The sequence below is a fragment of the Enterobacter sp. TCD1-1 genome, assembly GCF_020567405.1.
Classification (GTDB): Bacteria; Pseudomonadota; Gammaproteobacteria; order Enterobacterales; family Enterobacteriaceae; genus Enterobacter; species Enterobacter quasiroggenkampii.
On record NZ_JAJCXF010000003.1, the window covers coordinates 103,127 to 119,242 of the forward strand.

The 16,116-nt window shown below is 55.4% G+C and carries 15 protein-coding genes; 3 read left to right on the forward strand and 12 right to left on the reverse strand.

Translation table 11 applies throughout. From position 1 onward, the window contains the following. Positions 1-119: 119 nt before the first annotated feature. From coaE to yacG, 3 genes are read left to right on the forward strand one after another with little or no spacing between them, the layout of a single operon-like run. Positions 120-740, forward strand: coding sequence for a dephospho-CoA kinase (gene coaE, locus LJA86_RS15420; RefSeq protein ID WP_229226383.1), 621 nt, complete (start codon positions 120-122; stop codon positions 738-740). Beyond that, positions 740-1,483 (forward strand): cell division protein ZapD, encoded by a 744-nt coding sequence (gene zapD / locus LJA86_RS15425; RefSeq protein ID WP_008501972.1) that lies wholly within the window; start codon positions 740-742, stop codon positions 1,481-1,483. The genes coaE and zapD overlap by 1 nt, the downstream gene beginning before the upstream one ends. A 9-nt stretch (positions 1,484-1,492) precedes the next feature. Beyond that, positions 1,493-1,687 carry a DNA gyrase inhibitor YacG gene (yacG, locus tag LJA86_RS15430; RefSeq protein ID WP_023615920.1) on the forward strand — a complete coding sequence of 65 codons (195 nt, stop codon included), beginning with the start codon at positions 1,493-1,495 and terminating at the stop codon, positions 1,685-1,687. Between the two features lie 25 nt (positions 1,688-1,712). On the opposite strand, the gene mutT is transcribed toward yacG, so the two are convergent. The 12 genes from mutT to murD all read right to left on the reverse strand — a co-directional run bounded on the left by mutT (position 1,713) and on the right by murD (position 16,116). Next, entirely contained in the window at positions 1,713-2,114 is a 402-nt protein-coding gene (gene mutT, locus LJA86_RS15435; RefSeq protein WP_048028502.1) for an 8-oxo-dGTP diphosphatase MutT, read from the reverse strand. A gap of 57 nt (positions 2,115-2,171) precedes the next feature. Continuing rightward, complete coding sequence (gene secA / locus LJA86_RS15440) at positions 2,172-4,877, reverse strand: preprotein translocase subunit SecA (protein WP_021240521.1); 2,706 nt, start codon at positions 4,875-4,877, stop codon at positions 2,172-2,174. 58 nt (positions 4,878-4,935) lie between these two features. Next, positions 4,936-5,439, reverse strand: coding sequence for a secA translation cis-regulator SecM (secM, locus tag LJA86_RS15445; RefSeq protein WP_167213990.1), 504 nt, complete (start codon positions 5,437-5,439; stop codon positions 4,936-4,938). Between the two features lie 279 nt (positions 5,440-5,718). Next, complete coding sequence (lpxC, locus tag LJA86_RS15450) at positions 5,719-6,636, reverse strand: UDP-3-O-acyl-N-acetylglucosamine deacetylase (RefSeq protein ID WP_010426966.1); 918 nt, start codon at positions 6,634-6,636, stop codon at positions 5,719-5,721. A 101-nt stretch (positions 6,637-6,737) separates the two neighbouring features. Next, a complete protein-coding gene (gene ftsZ / locus LJA86_RS15455; RefSeq protein WP_008501978.1) occupies positions 6,738-7,889 on the reverse strand; it encodes a cell division protein FtsZ in 1,152 nt (383 codons plus the stop codon). A gap of 63 nt (positions 7,890-7,952) precedes the next feature. Then, complete coding sequence (gene ftsA / locus LJA86_RS15460) at positions 7,953-9,209, reverse strand: cell division protein FtsA (protein ID WP_006173845.1); 1,257 nt, start codon at positions 9,207-9,209, stop codon at positions 7,953-7,955. Next, positions 9,206-10,048 (reverse strand): cell division protein FtsQ, encoded by an 843-nt coding sequence (ftsQ, locus tag LJA86_RS15465; protein ID WP_023293285.1) that lies wholly within the window; start codon positions 10,046-10,048, stop codon positions 9,206-9,208. The genes ftsA and ftsQ overlap by 4 nt, the downstream gene beginning before the upstream one ends. 1 nt (position 10,049) lies before the next feature. Beyond that, a complete protein-coding gene (locus tag LJA86_RS15470; RefSeq protein WP_048225638.1) occupies positions 10,050-10,970 on the reverse strand; it encodes a D-alanine--D-alanine ligase in 921 nt (306 codons plus the stop codon). Continuing rightward, the gene (murC, locus tag LJA86_RS15475) at positions 10,963-12,438 is read right to left on the reverse strand and encodes a UDP-N-acetylmuramate--L-alanine ligase (RefSeq protein WP_023293287.1); all 1,476 of its coding nucleotides are present in this window, start codon (positions 12,436-12,438) and stop codon (positions 10,963-10,965) included. Before murC ends, LJA86_RS15470 begins: the two co-directional genes overlap by 8 nt. 56 nt (positions 12,439-12,494) lie before the next feature. Beyond that, positions 12,495-13,559: an undecaprenyldiphospho-muramoylpentapeptide beta-N-acetylglucosaminyltransferase gene (gene murG / locus LJA86_RS15480; RefSeq protein WP_126534276.1), complete on the reverse strand. Its 1,065-nt coding sequence runs from the start codon at positions 13,557-13,559 to the stop codon at positions 12,495-12,497. Continuing rightward, a complete protein-coding gene (gene ftsW, locus LJA86_RS15485) occupies positions 13,556-14,800 on the reverse strand; it encodes a cell division protein FtsW (RefSeq protein ID WP_008501983.1) in 1,245 nt (414 codons plus the stop codon). The genes murG and ftsW overlap by 4 nt, the downstream gene beginning before the upstream one ends. Then, complete coding sequence (gene murD, locus LJA86_RS15490; protein ID WP_045907796.1) at positions 14,800-16,116, reverse strand: UDP-N-acetylmuramoyl-L-alanine--D-glutamate ligase; 1,317 nt, start codon at positions 16,114-16,116, stop codon at positions 14,800-14,802. The genes ftsW and murD overlap by 1 nt, the downstream gene beginning before the upstream one ends.

A 16,116-nucleotide genomic window follows, 5' to 3' on the forward strand; every position in this document is an offset into this window, starting at 1 on the left:
CTACAATCCTATAAATTTACCTGGTAAAAAGCCGGTAAACAGGGCTAAACAGTGACTGGCGCATCTGTGATTTTTAATCAACTGATTTTTATAATGAATAATTCCCAGGATTTTATTTAATGGGGTATATCGTTGCATTAACCGGCGGCATCGGTAGTGGCAAAAGTACCGTTGCGGACGCGTTTTCTCGTTTGGGTATCACGATTATCGATGCCGATATCATTGCCCGCCAGGTGGTAGAGCCCAATACACCCGCGCTAAAGGCCATCGCAGAACATTTTGGTCAGACAATTATCAATGACGATGGCACCCTGAATCGCCGCCAGCTTCGCGAATGCATTTTTTCCGATTCTGCGGAAAAAGTCTGGCTTAATGCCCTGCTCCACCCCATCATCCACCAGGAAACGCAGCGTCAGATCGCCGCGGCTCGCTCGCCCTATGTCTTGTGGGTGGTTCCGCTGCTGGTTGAAAATCAGCTGCAGAAGAAAGCCGACCGGGTGCTGGTGATTGATGTCACCCCCGAAACGCAAATCCAGAGAACCATGACGCGCGACCACGTCTCGCGAGAACATGCGGAACACATTCTTGCCGCTCAGGCCACGCGCGCTCAGCGCCTTGCCGTGGCGGATGATGTCATTGATAATAACGGCGCACCAGATGCCATTGCATCGGATGTTGCCCGTCTGCACGCGCAGTATCTGACGTTTGCCGCGCAGGCCGTTGCACAGGAAAAACCATAATGTCGACACACATCCTTTTTGAGCATCCGCTCAATGAAAAAATGCGTACCTGGCTGCGCATCGAATTCCTCATTCAGCAGCTTTCACAACATCTACCGGTTAACGATCACGCTACGGCGTTGCATTTCTTCCGCAATGTAGGCGATCTGCTGGATGTGATTGAACGCGGCGATGTCCGCACAGAATTGCTTAAAGAGCTGGAGCGCCAGCAGCGTAAGTTACAGGCATGGGCTGAGGTTCCGGGGGTGGATGTAAGCCGTATCGATTCCCTTCGCCAGCAGCTTAAAACCAGCAGCAGCATCCTGATGGCTGCACCGCGCGTCGGGCAGTTTTTGCGTGAGGACCGCCTGATTGGCCTGGTGCGCCAGCGCCTGAGCATCCCTGGCGGTTGCTGCAGCTTCGACCTGCCGACGCTGCATATGTGGCTCCATATGCCACAAGCCCAGCGTGACGCGCAGGTGAACAGTTGGCTGGCAAGCCTGGAGCCGATGCACCAGACGCTGTCGCTGATCCTCGATCTGATCCGTAACTCAGCGCCGTTCCGCAAGCAAACCAGCCTGAATGGTTTCTACCAGGACAACGGTGATGATGCCGATCTTCTGCGCCTGAATTTATCGCTTGGCGAACAGCTTTACCCGCAAATTTCCGGGCATAAGAGCCGCTTTGCGATTCGCTTTATGCCGCTGGACAGCGAAAATGGCACCGTGCCGGAACGCCTCGATTTTGAACTGGCCTGTTGTTAAGGAGTGCCGATGTCTGATGTCACCACCGTAAACTGCCCTACCTGTGGCAAAACCGTTGTCTGGGGCGAAGTGAGTCCGTTCCGCCCATTCTGCTGTAAACGCTGCCAGCTTATTGACCTGGGCGAATGGGCGGCGGAAGAGAAACGTATTCCGAGTAAAGGCGATCTCTCGGACAGCGACGACTGGAGTGAAAACCAGCAGTAATCTGTAAAGCCTGCTGGCGCGTCGCTTAGCAGGCCTTCGGTTGTTCGACTAACCGCAGGATCACAGGCTCATTAGCTGGCGGGAATTTTTCGGCATCACTTGCCTGAAGCGCCACCCAGTTACCCGGCTGCCCCTCTTTCCCCCAGGGTTCACCTTCCCAGTTTTCCACGAGCCAGAACCACAGCGTAATGTGTCTGTCCGGAAACTGGTATTCGAGCTTATCAAACAGCGTTGCGCCAAGCGGGGTGATCCCGACTTCTTCCTGAAGCTCGCGAACCAGCGCCGCTTCCGGCGTTTCACCGGCCTCAATTTTTCCGCCAGGAAACTCCCATTTGTTGGCCATATGGGCGTCGGCAGCACGCTGGGTGATAAAAATTTGGTTTTGCGGGTTACGAATAATCCCGACGGCAATTTGCAGTATTTTCATATTGTTACTTCCATAAAAAAGGCGCAGATGTCTGCGCCTTTTTGTTTTTTTATGAATTTAGCTCAGACGCCCGTGGCACGCCTTGTACTTTTTACCGGAGCCACATGGGCACGGATCGTTACGACCCACTTTACGATCGCCAGTCTGCGCGGCGATCGCCGCTGCAGCTTCGCTGTCGTCGGTCTGATGGCTCAGCTGTTGCATTTGTGCCAGACGCTCGGCTTCTTCACGACGCTGCTGCTCCATCGCTTCTACCTCTTCCGGCATACGCACCTGAACCTTGCTCAGAGTGCTGATCACTTCATACTTCAGCGACTCAAGCATAGAGGCAAACATGGAGAAGGACTCACGCTTGTATTCCTGCTTCGGATCTTTCTGCGCATAGCCACGCAGGTGGATACCCTGACGCAGGTAGTCCATCGCCGCCAGATGCTCTTTCCAGAGGGAATCCAGCGTCTGCAGCATCACGCCTTTTTCGAAGTGACGCATCATCTCAGCGCCAACAACCTCTTCCTTACGCTTGTAAACATCCAGCGCGGTTTCGTAGATACGCTCGCGCAGGGTCTCTTCGTGCAGCTCAGGCTCTTTATCCAGCCACTCTTTGATAGGCAGATCGAGGTCAAAGTCGTTTTTCAGACGTTCCTGCAGGCCTTCGATGTCCCACATCTCTTCCAGAGACTGAGGAGGAATATGCGCATCAATCGTGGCTTTAAACACATCTTCACGAATGCTGTTGATGGTTTCGCTCACATCGGATACGTCCAGCAGTTCGTTACGCTGGGTGTAGATCGCACGGCGCTGGTCGTTAGCCACGTCATCGTATTCCAGCAGTTGCTTACGAATATCGAAGTTGCGGCTTTCCACTTTACGCTGTGCGTTCGCGATCGCTTTGGTGACCCACGGGTGCTCAATGGCTTCGCCAGGTTTCATGCCCAGCTTACGCATCATGCCGGACACGCGGTCGGAGGCGAAAATACGCATCAGCGCATCTTCCATCGACAGGTAGAAGCGGGAAGAACCGGCATCACCCTGACGACCCGCACGACCACGCAGCTGGTTATCGATACGACGCGATTCGTGACGCTCGGTACCAATGATATGCAGACCGCCGGATGCCAGCACCGCGTCGTGACGCACCTGCCAGTCGGCCTTAATCTGCGCAATCTGTTCAGGCGTTGGGTTTTCCAGCTCAGCCACTTCGGCCTGCCAGCTACCGCCCAGCATAATATCGGTACCACGACCCGCCATGTTGGTGGCGATGGTTACCGCAGCCGGATAACCTGCCTGCGCAACAATGTCCGCTTCTTTGGCGTGGAATTTGGCGTTCAGTACGTTGTGTTTAATACCCGCTTTGGTCAGCTCGTGAGAAACCACTTCGGATTTTTCAATGGAGATGGTCCCCACCAGAACCGGCTGGCCTTTAGCAGTACGCTCGCGGATATCTTCGATGATCGCCTGAATTTTTTCCGCTTCGGTCATGTACACCAGGTCCGGCATATCCTTACGGATCATCGGACGGTTGGTTGGAACGACCACGGTATCCAGCTTGTAGATAGAGCTGAATTCAAACGCTTCGGTATCGGCAGTACCGGTCATGCCCGCCAGCTTCTCGTACAGACGGAAGTAGTTCTGGAAGGTGATAGACGCCAGCGTCTGGTTTTCGTTTTGAATATCCACGCCTTCTTTGGCTTCTACAGCCTGGTGCAGACCGTCAGACCAGCGACGCCCCTGCATGGTACGGCCGGTGTGCTCATCGACAATGATCACTTCGCCGTCTTTTACGATGTAGTCGACGTCACGGGTGAACAGCGCGTGGGCACGCAGCGCGGCGGTCACGTGGTGCATCAGCATGATGTTGCTCGGGGAGTACAGAGACTCGCCCTCTTCCATAATGCCTTCAGCAACCAGCAGCTCTTCAATTTTCACCAGACCACGTTCGGTCAGGTTCACCTGGCGCGCTTTTTCATCAACGGAGAAGTGGCCTTCACCCTGGAAGGTATCCGAGTCTTCTTTCTCCTGACGCAGCAGGTGTGGAATGATTTTGTCGACTTTACGATACATCTCGGAGCTGTCTTCAGCCGGGCCGGAGATGATAAGCGGAGTACGCGCTTCATCGATCAGGATGGAGTCCACCTCATCCACCAGCGCATAGTGCAGCTTACGCTGGACACGCTCTTCAGGGCTGAACGCCATGTTGTCACGCAGGTAGTCGAAGCCGTATTCGTTGTTGGTACCGTAGGTGATATCCGCGTTATACGCTTCACGCTTGGCTGGCGCAGGCAGGCCGGACATGTTGATACCGACGGTCATACCGAGGAATTCGAACAGTGGACGGTTGTTTTCGGCATCACGCTGCGCCAGATAGTCGTTGACGGTAACGACGTGAACGCCTTTACCGGTCAGCGCGTTCAGGTAAGCCGGCAGCGTTGCGGTCAGGGTTTTACCTTCACCGGTACGCATTTCCGCGATGCAGCGCTCGTTAAGCACCATACCGCCCAGCAGCTGAACGTCGAAGTGACGCATGCCGAACACGCGCTTACTTGCTTCACGCACGACAGCAAACGCTTCCGGGATCAGGCTTTCTAAGGTTTCACCTTTTTCCAGACGCGCACGGAATTCCGCCGTTTTCGCTTTCAGCTCATCATCAGAGAGCTTCTCCATCGCCGGTTCCATACCGTTGATGACGGCAACAGCTTTGCGCATACGGCGCAGGGTACGATCGTTACGACTACCAAAAACTTTAGTTAATAATTTGATTAGCATAATAAATTCTCAAACGCCCCATCATGGGCAGATAAATTAAGGTATTGAAAAAGTTAATTTAGCTGAGGCGTTGAGGCCCGGCTCGAATGCCGTGAACCTGGCTAATCCAGGTTGATACAGAGAATGAAACAGGAGGAACGAGCGCGCGTTGCGCCGTCTCGCGCACCATGACCGGCGGCTGGCTGTCCTGCGTAAGCAGAGCATTAAGCGTGTCCAGCAGGGCAAGATGCTGTGCCTGCACCGGCAGCGTCTCTTCCGCCACAGGCATTGCCTGGGGCGCCATCGCGAAGGAGAGATGGCGGATAACCGTGCGGATAGCGTGCTGGTGCCAGTAATCAACGGAGAAATTCGGGCGGCGGCTGGCTTCAAGCCACGCCAGGTTTGTAAAGTTAACCCGCGTGTTGAGATCGTGTTTGGTGGTAGAGGTCTTCGCTGGCGTCGCCGCTTCGGCACTGTTGCTGAGCGCAGGCAAGCCGAGACTCGCCGCGACCATCCCTAATAAGAGATGCGGCCAGAAGTAACGTCTGCCAAATTGTCGCCAGCGCGTCAGTATTCCGCTCACTTGCTCCACCACATAAGCCAGCCTGTAACAGGCTACTTTTAAGTTATTTTTTTAAGCGCCCAGATATTACCACTAAAGCCAATGCACATCAGCAGGAATGAGGTGCCACCGCGGGGAAAAACGGTCAAGAATGCAGCTAACGCACGCATTTTCTGCGCAAGACAAACAAGAGATAACGCTGGGGCAAACGAAGAAGGGCAAAAATAAAAACGACTGGTCTTCCTGGTCGGAGAGAGTACCAGGTTAACCAGTCGATTTTTTACGAAACGGCGTGAACCGTTACGCCAGAACCATGTTTGGCGCTTTGAAAGCCAGCGGCAGTTCTGCTTCGTCTTCGAAGGTCACATATTCCCAGGCTTCCTGTTTTGCCAGGACGGCCTGCAACAGTTTGTTGTTCAGCGCATGACCGGATTTGAACGCGGTAAATGCACCAATGATATTGTGACCACACATAAACAGGTCGCCGATAGCGTCCAGCATTTTGTGACGAACGAATTCATCTTCGAAACGCAGGCCGTCTTCGTTCAGTACGCGATAATCGTCAACAACGATGGCACAATCGAAGCTGCCGCCCAGGCACAGGCCGCGGGACTGCAGATATTCGATATCACGCATGAAGCCAAACGTACGGGCTCGGCTGATCTGGCGCATAAACGCATCAGCAGAGAAGTTCATCGCGTAGCGCTGGGTACTGGAATCAATCGCCGGATGGTTAAAGTCGATGGTAAAGTCCAACGAGAAACCATTGTACGGTTTAAATTCAGCCCACTTGTCGCCATCTTCGACGCGAACGGTCTCTTTAATGCGAACAAATTTCTTCGCGCAGTTCAGTTCTTCGATGCCAGCATCCAGCAACAGATAGACGAACGGTGCAGCACTGCCATCCATAATCGGGATTTCTGGCGCATCGACTTCAACAATAATGTTGTCGATACCCAGCCCCGCCAGGGCGGCGTTCAGGTGCTCTACGGTAGAAATCCGCACGTCATGCTCGTTCACCAGACAAGTACAGAGCATAGTATCACGCACAGATTTGGCATCGGCCGGAAAATCTACCGGTGGATTCAAGTCGGTGCGACGATAGATGACCCCGGTATTGGCCGGCGCAGGGCGTAACGTCAGCGTGACTTTCTTGCCGGTATGTAAACCGACACCCGTCGCCTGAACGATACGTTTAAGTGTCCTTTGTTTGATCATCGTATAATCTCGCCAAATTAACTATCCAACCGAGAGTGTATATCACTAACGGTGGGCCAGTTTAGCACAAAGAGCGCAAATCCCCTAATTCCAGCCAATTCTTAATCAGCTTGCTTACGCAGGAACGCCGGGATATCCAGATAATCTGGCTCTTTCGCCGTTTGCGGCGTTGGGTCGTTCACCACTTTCGCGGCCGGTTTCTGCTCCTGAGTCAGCGGAGACATACCGTGCTGCTGGTAACGATCCATTACCGGTTGCTGAGTCTGCTTGTTGGTCACTAAGGTGATCTCAGGACGCTTGTCCATACCGATACCGGTCGCAACAACGGTAACACGCAGCTCGTCGTTCATTTCAGGGTCAAGCGAAGTACCGATTACCACGGTAGCGTTGTCAGAGGCGAACGCACGGATAGTGTTACCCACGGTTTCGAACTCATCCAGACGCAGGTCAAAGCCAGCGGTAATGTTGACCAGCACGCCGCGCGCACCAGACAGATCGATATCTTCCAGCAGTGGAGAAGAGATGGCCATTTCAGCCGCTTCTTCTGCACGGTCTTCGCCGCTCGCCACGCCAGAGCCCATCATCGCGTAGCCCATTTCGGACATCACGGTGCGAACGTCTGCAAAGTCAACGTTCATCAGGCCTGGACGGGTAATCAGTTCAGCGATACCCTGAACCGCGCCTTTCAGCACGTCGTTTGCTGCACCGAAGGCGTCCAGCAGGGAGATACCGCGACCCAGAACCTTCAACAGCTTGTCGTTCGGGATGGTGATCAGCGAGTCAACGTGCTTGGACAGCTCGGTGATACCCTGCTCCGCAAAGGCCATACGCTTCTTGCCTTCAAAATTGAAAGGCTTGGTCACGACAGCAACGGTCAGGATACCTAAATCTTTAGCCACTTCAGCTACAACAGGTGCTGCGCCGGTACCGGTACCGCCACCCATACCTGCTGCAATGAAGACCATGTCCGCACCTTCCAGTGCAGCGCGCAGGGCTTCACGATCTTCTTCAGCCGCATTGCGGCCCACTTCCGGGTTAGCCCCTGCTCCCAGCCCTTTGGTGATACCACCGCCGATCTGGATAGTCTGGCCTACTGCCGTCTTACGCAGTGCCTGTGCATCGGTGTTAACTGCAAAGAATTCAACACCTTCAATGCGTTCACGCACCATATGCTCTACGGCGTTACCGCCGCCGCCACCGACGCCGATGACTTTAATCACCGCGTCGTTGGTCAGTTCCATAGGTTCAAACATAATTTCTCTCTCCGTTGTGCCTGTCGCCCGAGACCGCTAATTCTCTCCGGTCTCTTAAAAAAATTAAAACTCTTTTCGCAACCAGTTGTTCAGTCGTTTGACCCACGACCCCACTGAGACGCGTTTTTCCACTTCCGCTTCACCACTGAGATGAGATTCCTTCCCGTAGTGGAGCAGGCCCACAGCCGTTGAATAATACGGCTCCTGAGCATAATCCGTTAAACCGGTGATATTCAGCGGCGCACCAATACGCACCTGCGTATGGAACACGCGCTGTGCACAGGCCGCAAGACCTTCAATTTGCGCTGCACCGCCGGTTAATACAATCCCCGCCGCAAGATGATGTTTAACACCCTGCTGACGAAGCTGTTCCTGTAACTGTAAAATTTCTTCGTTGACCAGGTTGAGCAGCTCGGTATAGCGCGGCTCGATCACCTCTGCCAACGTCTGGCGCTGCAGGCTGCGCGGTGGACGGCCACCGACGCTTGGCACTTCAACGCTCTCATCTTTGCCAACAATAGAGCCCAGCGCACAGCCGTGGCGCACTTTAATCGCTTCTGCATCGCTCGGTGGCGTACCAAAAGCGTAAGCAATATCGCTGGTCACGACGTTCCCTGCGTACGGGATCACTTTGGTGTGGCGCAACGCACCGCCGGTATACACGGCCATGTCCATTGTACCACCACCAATATCGACCACACAGACACCCAGTTCACGTTCATCTTCGGTCAGCACGGAATAACTTGCCGCCAGACCGGCGAAAATAAGTTGGTCAACTTTCAGGCCACAACGTTCAACGGCTTTTACAATGTTCTTCGCCATATCGTTGTGACATGTGATCAGGTGCACTTTTGCCTGCATACGAACGCCTGACAGACCGACCGGGTTCTTGATCCCTTCCTGGTAGTCAATCGCATATTCCTGCGGGATCACGTGCAACACGCGATGCTCATCGCGGACACGCACGGATTTCGCCGTATGCACAACGTTTTCAACGTCTTCCTGCGTCACTTCTTCTTCGGAAATCGGCACCATGCCGATTTCGTTCTGGCAGCTAATGTGCTTACCAGAGAGGGCCAGATAGACAGAAGAAATCTGGCAATCTGCCATCAATTCAGCCTGATCGATGGCGCGCTGGACGCACTTCACCACCGATTCAAGATCGTTTACCCCACCTTTATCCATACCACGGGACGGGCAACTGCCCACGCCAATGATATTGACCATACCGTCGGGCAGAACTTCCCCTACTAAAGCGGCAACCTTCGCGGTGCCAATCTCCAGTCCAACTACCAGTTTTCTGTCCGTCGCCTTGATCATTGTTGTTCTGCCTGTACCTGTGCCTGATTCTGTTGCTGATTAGGTTCCTCGACCGGAGCCGGTACCCAACCGACTGCTGCGCCTGAGTCATAGCGCAAATCAACGTAGCTTATCCGTTTGCCGTCAGTCTGTGCCTGCTGCTGTAAAACCGGGTAAAGTTCGACAAAACGCGCCAGACGCTTCATGGTGTCCCCGCGCCCCAGGTTGAGCTTAATGCCGTTCGTTAACGTAAGCTGCCAGGAACGGCGCGCCGTCATGGCAGCATCTTTTAACGTAAACCTGTCCTTCGCCAGCACCTGACCCATTTCACGAAAACCCTGTAACACTTCGTTTTCGCTGCCTTCAGGGCCATACAACATCGGTAAATTTTGCTTGTTGACACGATCGGCCGGGACGCTGAAGGAATTTCCGTCGACGTCAACCATGTGCTGATCATTCCAACGCGCAATGGGCACATATTCAACCAGATGAATCTTCAATTCATCAGGCCATTGCTTTCTTACGCTCGCCTGTTTTATCCATGGCAGACGTTCAATCTGGCTCTGGATAATATTGACGTCCTGAGTCATAAAGGTGCCAGGCGAGCCCAGTGCCAGTATTGACTGGCGAATATCGTCGTTACGCGTGTAGTGACGCTCACCGGTGACCACCAGCTTAGAAAGTGGCAACCGCTGCGCATCTTCCATCCAGCCCAGGACCATCCAGCCGCTGATAAACACGGTGCACAGCACCCCGAGCAGGAAAATGATGCCTGCAAGACGCGTTCCATTACTGCGGCGTGAAGAGGTGTATTCTTCCTCGTCATCGCGGTTGCGCGTGTTCAATGCAGCCTGAGACATATCAGCCCGCCTGGTCCAGAATGCGTACGACTAACTGCGAGAAGCTCATCCCCGCCTGACGCGCGGCCATCGGCACAAGGCTGTGGCTGGTCATTCCCGGAGAGGTATTGGCTTCCAGCAGATAAAATTGTCCATCCCGGTCCTGCATCACGTCGATGCGCCCCCAGCCCTGGCAACCCAGAACATGCCAGGCTTTAAGCACCAGGGACTGTAATTCGGCTTCACGCTCAGCTTCAAGACCACTTGGGCAGAAATATTGCGTCTCATCAGAGAGATACTTCGCCTCATAATCATAGAAGACTCCAGCGGGTTGGATACGGATTGACGGTAAAATTTCTTCGCCAAGCATCGCGACGGTAAATTCCGGCCCGCTAAGCCATTTTTCTACCAGAACTTCATCATCATGTTGAAATGCCAGCGCTAAAGCGGATGCTAAATCGTCAGCTTTGTCGACTTTGGACATTCCCACGCTGGAGCCTTCCCGGCTGGGCTTTACAATAACCGGTAAGCCCAGTTCAGCAATGCGTGCATTAACGCTATCCGACAGGCCCAATTCAAATTCGCGTCGCGTCAGCGCTACCCATGGTGCGACAGGTAACCCTGCGCCCTGCCACAGCAGCTTGCTGCGCAGTTTATCCATAGAGATAGCGGAAGCCATCACGCCGCTGCCGGTGTACGGCAGGCCGATCAGATCCAGAAGCCCCTGCAGGGTACCGTCTTCACCGCCACGACCGTGTAAAGCGATAAAAACTTTATCGAAGCCCATGGCTTTTAACTGCGTCACGTCGACCTCTTTTGGGTCAACCAGGTGCGCATTGACGCCACCTTCACGCAGGCCCGCCAGTACAGCCGCGCCGGAATTCAGGGAAACCTCGCGCTCGGCGGAGGTGCCGCCAGACAGGACAGCAATCTTATCAGCCATGATGCTCATCCTCTTGGTTTTGCGGCTTCAGTTTGATTTCAGCTAAGGTACGGGCGATTTTGCCGATATTTCCCGCACCCTGAATCAGAATCAAATCGTTACCTGTCAGGACCGGTGCCAGAATTTCCGCCACCTGGGCAGGGTCAGAAACCAGAATAGGGTCAACCTTACCGCGTCCACGAATGGTGCGACACAGAGAACGGCTGTCTGCGCCAGGAATCGGCGTCTCGCCTGCGGCGTATACATCCAGCATTAGCAGGGTGTCTACCTGCGACAGGACGCTGGCGAAATCGTCATACAGATCGCGCGTACGCGTGAAACGGTGCGGCTGGAACACCATCACCAGATTCTTATCCGGCCAGCCCGCACGTGCGGCTTTAATGGTGGCGTCCACTTCGGTTGGATGATGACCGTAGTCGTCCACCAGCATCGCCGTACCAGCTTTACCGTTCACCGGATCCAGCGGGAATTCACCGAGGAAGTCGAAACGACGACCGGTGCCCTGGAAACTTTCCAGCGCGCGCAGGATCGCATCATCATCAATGCCTTCTTCCGTCGCGACGGCCACTGCCGCTGCGGCATTGAGCGCGTTATGGCGCCCTGGCGCATTCAGCGTCACGTGCAGCAGCTCTTTGTCCTGACGCGCCAGCGTGAAGTGCCCCTGCGCGCCAATCTGTTTGTACTCTTCCACGCGGACGTCAGCGTCTTCACTGAAACCGTAGGTGGTGATTTGACGACCCACGCGCGGCAGCAGCTCGCGGATCACCGGATCGTCTACGCACATCACCGCGCGCCCGTAGAACGGCAGGTTGTGCAGGAAGTTGATAAAGGTCTGCTTTAAGTTCTCGAAGTCACCCTGGTAGGTATCCATATGGTCCGCTTCGATGTTGGTGACAATCGCCACCATCGGCTGCAGGTGCAGGAACGACGCGTCGCTCTCATCCGCTTCAGCAATCAGATAACGACTGTGTCCCAGACGCGCATGCACGCCCGCGGCTTTGACCAGGCCGCCGTTGACAAACGTCGGGTCGAGACCCGCTTCTGCATAAATACTGGAGACCATCGCCGTGGTGGTGGTTTTACCGTGGGTCCCGGCAATGGCAATGCCGTGGCGAAAACGCATCAGTTCCGCCAGCATTTCTGCACGGCGGATCACCGGAATGCGCGCGTCATGCGCGGCAACGATTTCCGGGTTGTCAGAGGAGATAGCGCTCGATACCACCACCACGCTCGCATCGCGCACGTTTTCCGGGCGATGGTTAAAATAGATAGTCGCCCCAAGCGACGCCAGCTGCTGCGTTACAGGGTTTGGCGCCAGGTCAGACCCGCTGATCTGATAGCCTTCGTTAGCTAACACTTCGGCAATACCGCCCATGCCAGCACCACCGATGCCAACAAAGTGAATGTGCCGGACGCGACGCATCTCGGGCACGATTGAACGCAGTTTTGCCAGTTGTTGTGTATTCATTCTCTAAACGCCATCGACTACTTAAAATTCGTGCCGCGCTTCACGCGCTGCGAGGGTTAAGCCTGAGCTGCCAGGCTCACTTCTTTTGCCACCCGTTCCGTCGCATCAGGGATAGCCGCCGCGCGCGCGCGTTCAGCCATCTCAAGCAATACGTCTCTGTTCCAGCCCGCCAGGGTGGTGGCGACCGCGTCGGCGGTAAATTGTGGCTGCTCAAAAATTTTCGCCGCACCGGCTTTCTCAAGCGGCAGGGCATTCCAGTACTGCTGTCTGTCTTTGTGCTGGAAAGGCACAAACAGAGCCGGTAGCCCCGCGGCAGCGATTTCGCTTACCGTTAAGGCGCCAGAACGACAGACCACGACATCGGCCCAGGCATAGGCTGCCGCCATGTCGTCGATAAATTCCGTCACGTTATGCTGCGGCTGCCCCGCCTCGGCGTAAGCCTGCTCAACGGTCTGCTGAGCACCTTTTCCACTCTGGTGCCAGATGGTGACGGTATCACCCAGCTTTGCGGCAACCTGCGGCATCGTCTGGTTTAAAATACGTGCGCCCTGAGAGCCGCCGACGACCAGCACACGCACCGGCCCTTCACGGCCCGCCAGACGAGCCTCCGGCAGCGGCAGTGCCAGTACGTCCACGCGCACCGGGTTTCCCACCACGTCCGCTTTCGGGAACGCGCCAGGAAATGCCTGCATGACTTTGGTGGCGATTTTCGCCAGCCATTTGTTGGTCAGACCCGCAATACCGTTCTGCTCATGCAGCACGACGGGAATACCTAACGACCACGCGGCTAACCCACCTGGACCCGAGACATAGCCGCCCATGCCCAGCACCACATCGGGCTTAAAGCGCTTCATGATGGTGCGCGCCTGACGCCAGGCGTTAAAAATGCGCACCGGTGCCAGCAGCATTGCCTTGAGGCCTTTGCCCCGAAGGCCGGAAATACGAATAAAGTCGATCTCAATACCGTGTTTCGGTACCAGGTCGGCCTCCATGCGGTCTGCGGTTCCCAGCCAGCGTACCTGCCAGCCCTGATCCATTAAATGGTGCGCAACCGCCAGTCCCGGGAACACATGTCCGCCGGTACCGCCTGCCATCACCATTAACCGCTTCGGTTGATTCATCGTGAACCTCGTGTAAACGCCTGGGCTTTTTCCAGACGCGTCTCATAATCTATGCGCAACAACAGCATGATGGCCGTCGACATAATCAACAGACTGGAACCACCATAACTGATCAACGGCAACGTCAGACCTTTGGTCGGCAGCATACCTGCTGCGGCCCCGACGTTAACCAATGCCTGGAAGCTAAACCAGATACCAATTGAGCAGGCCAGGAAGCCTGAGAAACGGTGATCGATCTCCAGCGCTTTCCGGCCGATGGACATGGCGCGGAAAGCGACGAAGAATACCATTAATAGCGCTAATACCACACCGATATAACCCAGTTCTTCCGCAATAATGGAGAAGATGAAGTCAGTATGCGCTTCCGGTAAATACTCCAGTTTCTGTACCGAGTTACCCAGCCCCTGCCCCCAGAGCTCACCGCGCCCAAAGGCCATGAGTGACTGCGTCAGCTGATAGCCGCTGCCGAACGGGTCTTCCCACGGGTTCCAGAACGAGGTCACGCGGCGAATACGGTAAGGTTCGGCGAGGATCAGCAGCACAACCGCTGAAATCCCCATCCCGATAATGGCGATGAACTGCCACAGCTTTGCGCCCGCCAGGAACAGCATGGCCAGCGTGGTGACAAACAGTACCACCACGGTACCGAGGTCAGGCTGCGCCAGCAGTAATACCGCCAGCACCAGAATCACGCCCATCGGTTTTAAGAAGCCGCGCAGGTTATTACGCACTTCATCTACCTTACGCACCAGGTAGTTCGCCAGGTAGCAGAACAGGGAGAGCTTGGTAAATTCCGCAGGCTGAATACGAAGCGGGCCAAAGGCGATCCAGCGTGATGCCCCGTTTACGGAGCTCCCCACCACCAGGACGATCAGCAGCATAATGATCGACGCGATCAGCATCGCCGTACTGTGTCGCTGCCAGAACTCCATCGGCAGACGCAAGGTCACCAGCGCCAGGCAGAATGCCAGGATAATGTACAGACCATCACGCTTGGCAAACAGGAAAGGATCGTTCGCCAGACGCTGCCCGACGGGCATTGACGCTGACGTCACCATAATAAAGCCGACCGCCGCGAGCCCCATCGTGAGCCAGAACAGCGTGCGGTCATACATGATCAGGCTGTCGTTATCTTTTTGACGAGAGCCCATCACCCAGCCTTTGAGTGCCGCAAACAACCACACCAGGATCCCAAATCCTGGCAGGCGCGGCATTTTCAGGCGAGGGAGAGATAAACGCATCAGCCTAACTCCTTCGCCAGGCGGGTAAAGACATCACCACGCTGTTCGAAATTCTTGAATTGATCGAGGCTGGCACAGGCCGGAGAGAGCAGCACCATATCACCCGGCTTCACGCGAGGGGCAATCAGCCGCATCGCCTGTTCCATGGTTTCGGTTTGCTCGGCGACCTCAGGGCGCAGTGCAGCCAGCTCGCTGCCGTCACGGCCGAAGCAGTACAGACGGACGTTATCGCCGGAGAGATACGGCTTCAGGGACGAGAAATCCGCTGATTTACCGTCGCCGCCCAGCAGCAGATGCAGGGTACCGTCAACGTGCAGGCCGTTCAGCGCGGCCTCCGTGCTGCCCACGTTGGTGGCTTTGGAGTCGTTGATCCAGCGCACGCCGTTGTGCTCCAGCGCCAGCTGGAAACGGTGTGCCAGGCCGGAAAACGTGGTTAACGCTTTCAGGCTTGAGGAGCGCGGCAGCCCCACTGCGTCCGCCAGCGCCAGCGCCGCCAGCGCATTGGTATAGTTGTGCTGCCCAGAGAGCTTCATCTCTTTCACGTTCAGCACTTTCTCACCTTTCACGCGCAGCCAGGTTTCCCCCAGCTGGCGGTTCAGATGATAATCACCCATGGTGATGCCAAAACTAATGCAGCGGTCGTCTGCGCCACGCACCGGCATGGTCAGCGCATCATCGGCGTTCACTACGCAGACTTTGGCATTCTCATAAACGCGCAGCTTGGCAGCACGGTACTGCTGCAGACCAAAGGGATATCTGTCCATGTGATCTTCAGTCACGTTGAGGATCGTCGCAGCGGCAGCATGCAGGCTGGAGGTCGTTTCCAGCTGGAAGCTGGAAAGCTCGAGAACATACAGTTCACAGCCTTTGTCCAGCAGCATCAGAGCAGGCAAACCAATATTACCGCCAACGCCGACGTTCATGCCCGCCGCTTTTGCCATTTCCCCCACCAGGGTGGTGACGGTGCTTTTACCGTTAGAACCGGTAATCGCGATAACGGGCGCCTGCGCTTCGCGGCAGAACAGCTCGATATCGCCGACAATCTCAACGCCTGCATCTGCGGCAGCGCTCAGGGAAGGATGCGCCAGCGCCATACCCGGGCTGGCGACAATCAGATCGGCTGCCAGCAGCCAGTCATCATTCAGACCACCAAGGTGGCGTTCAACCTGTTCCGGCAGTTTATCCAGACCTGGCGGAGAGACACGCGTATCCATCACGCGCGGCGTCACGCCACGTGCGAGGAAAAAGTCCACGCAGGAAAGGCCCGTGAGGCCTAACCCGATGATAACGACTTTTTTGCCCTGGTAATCTGCCAT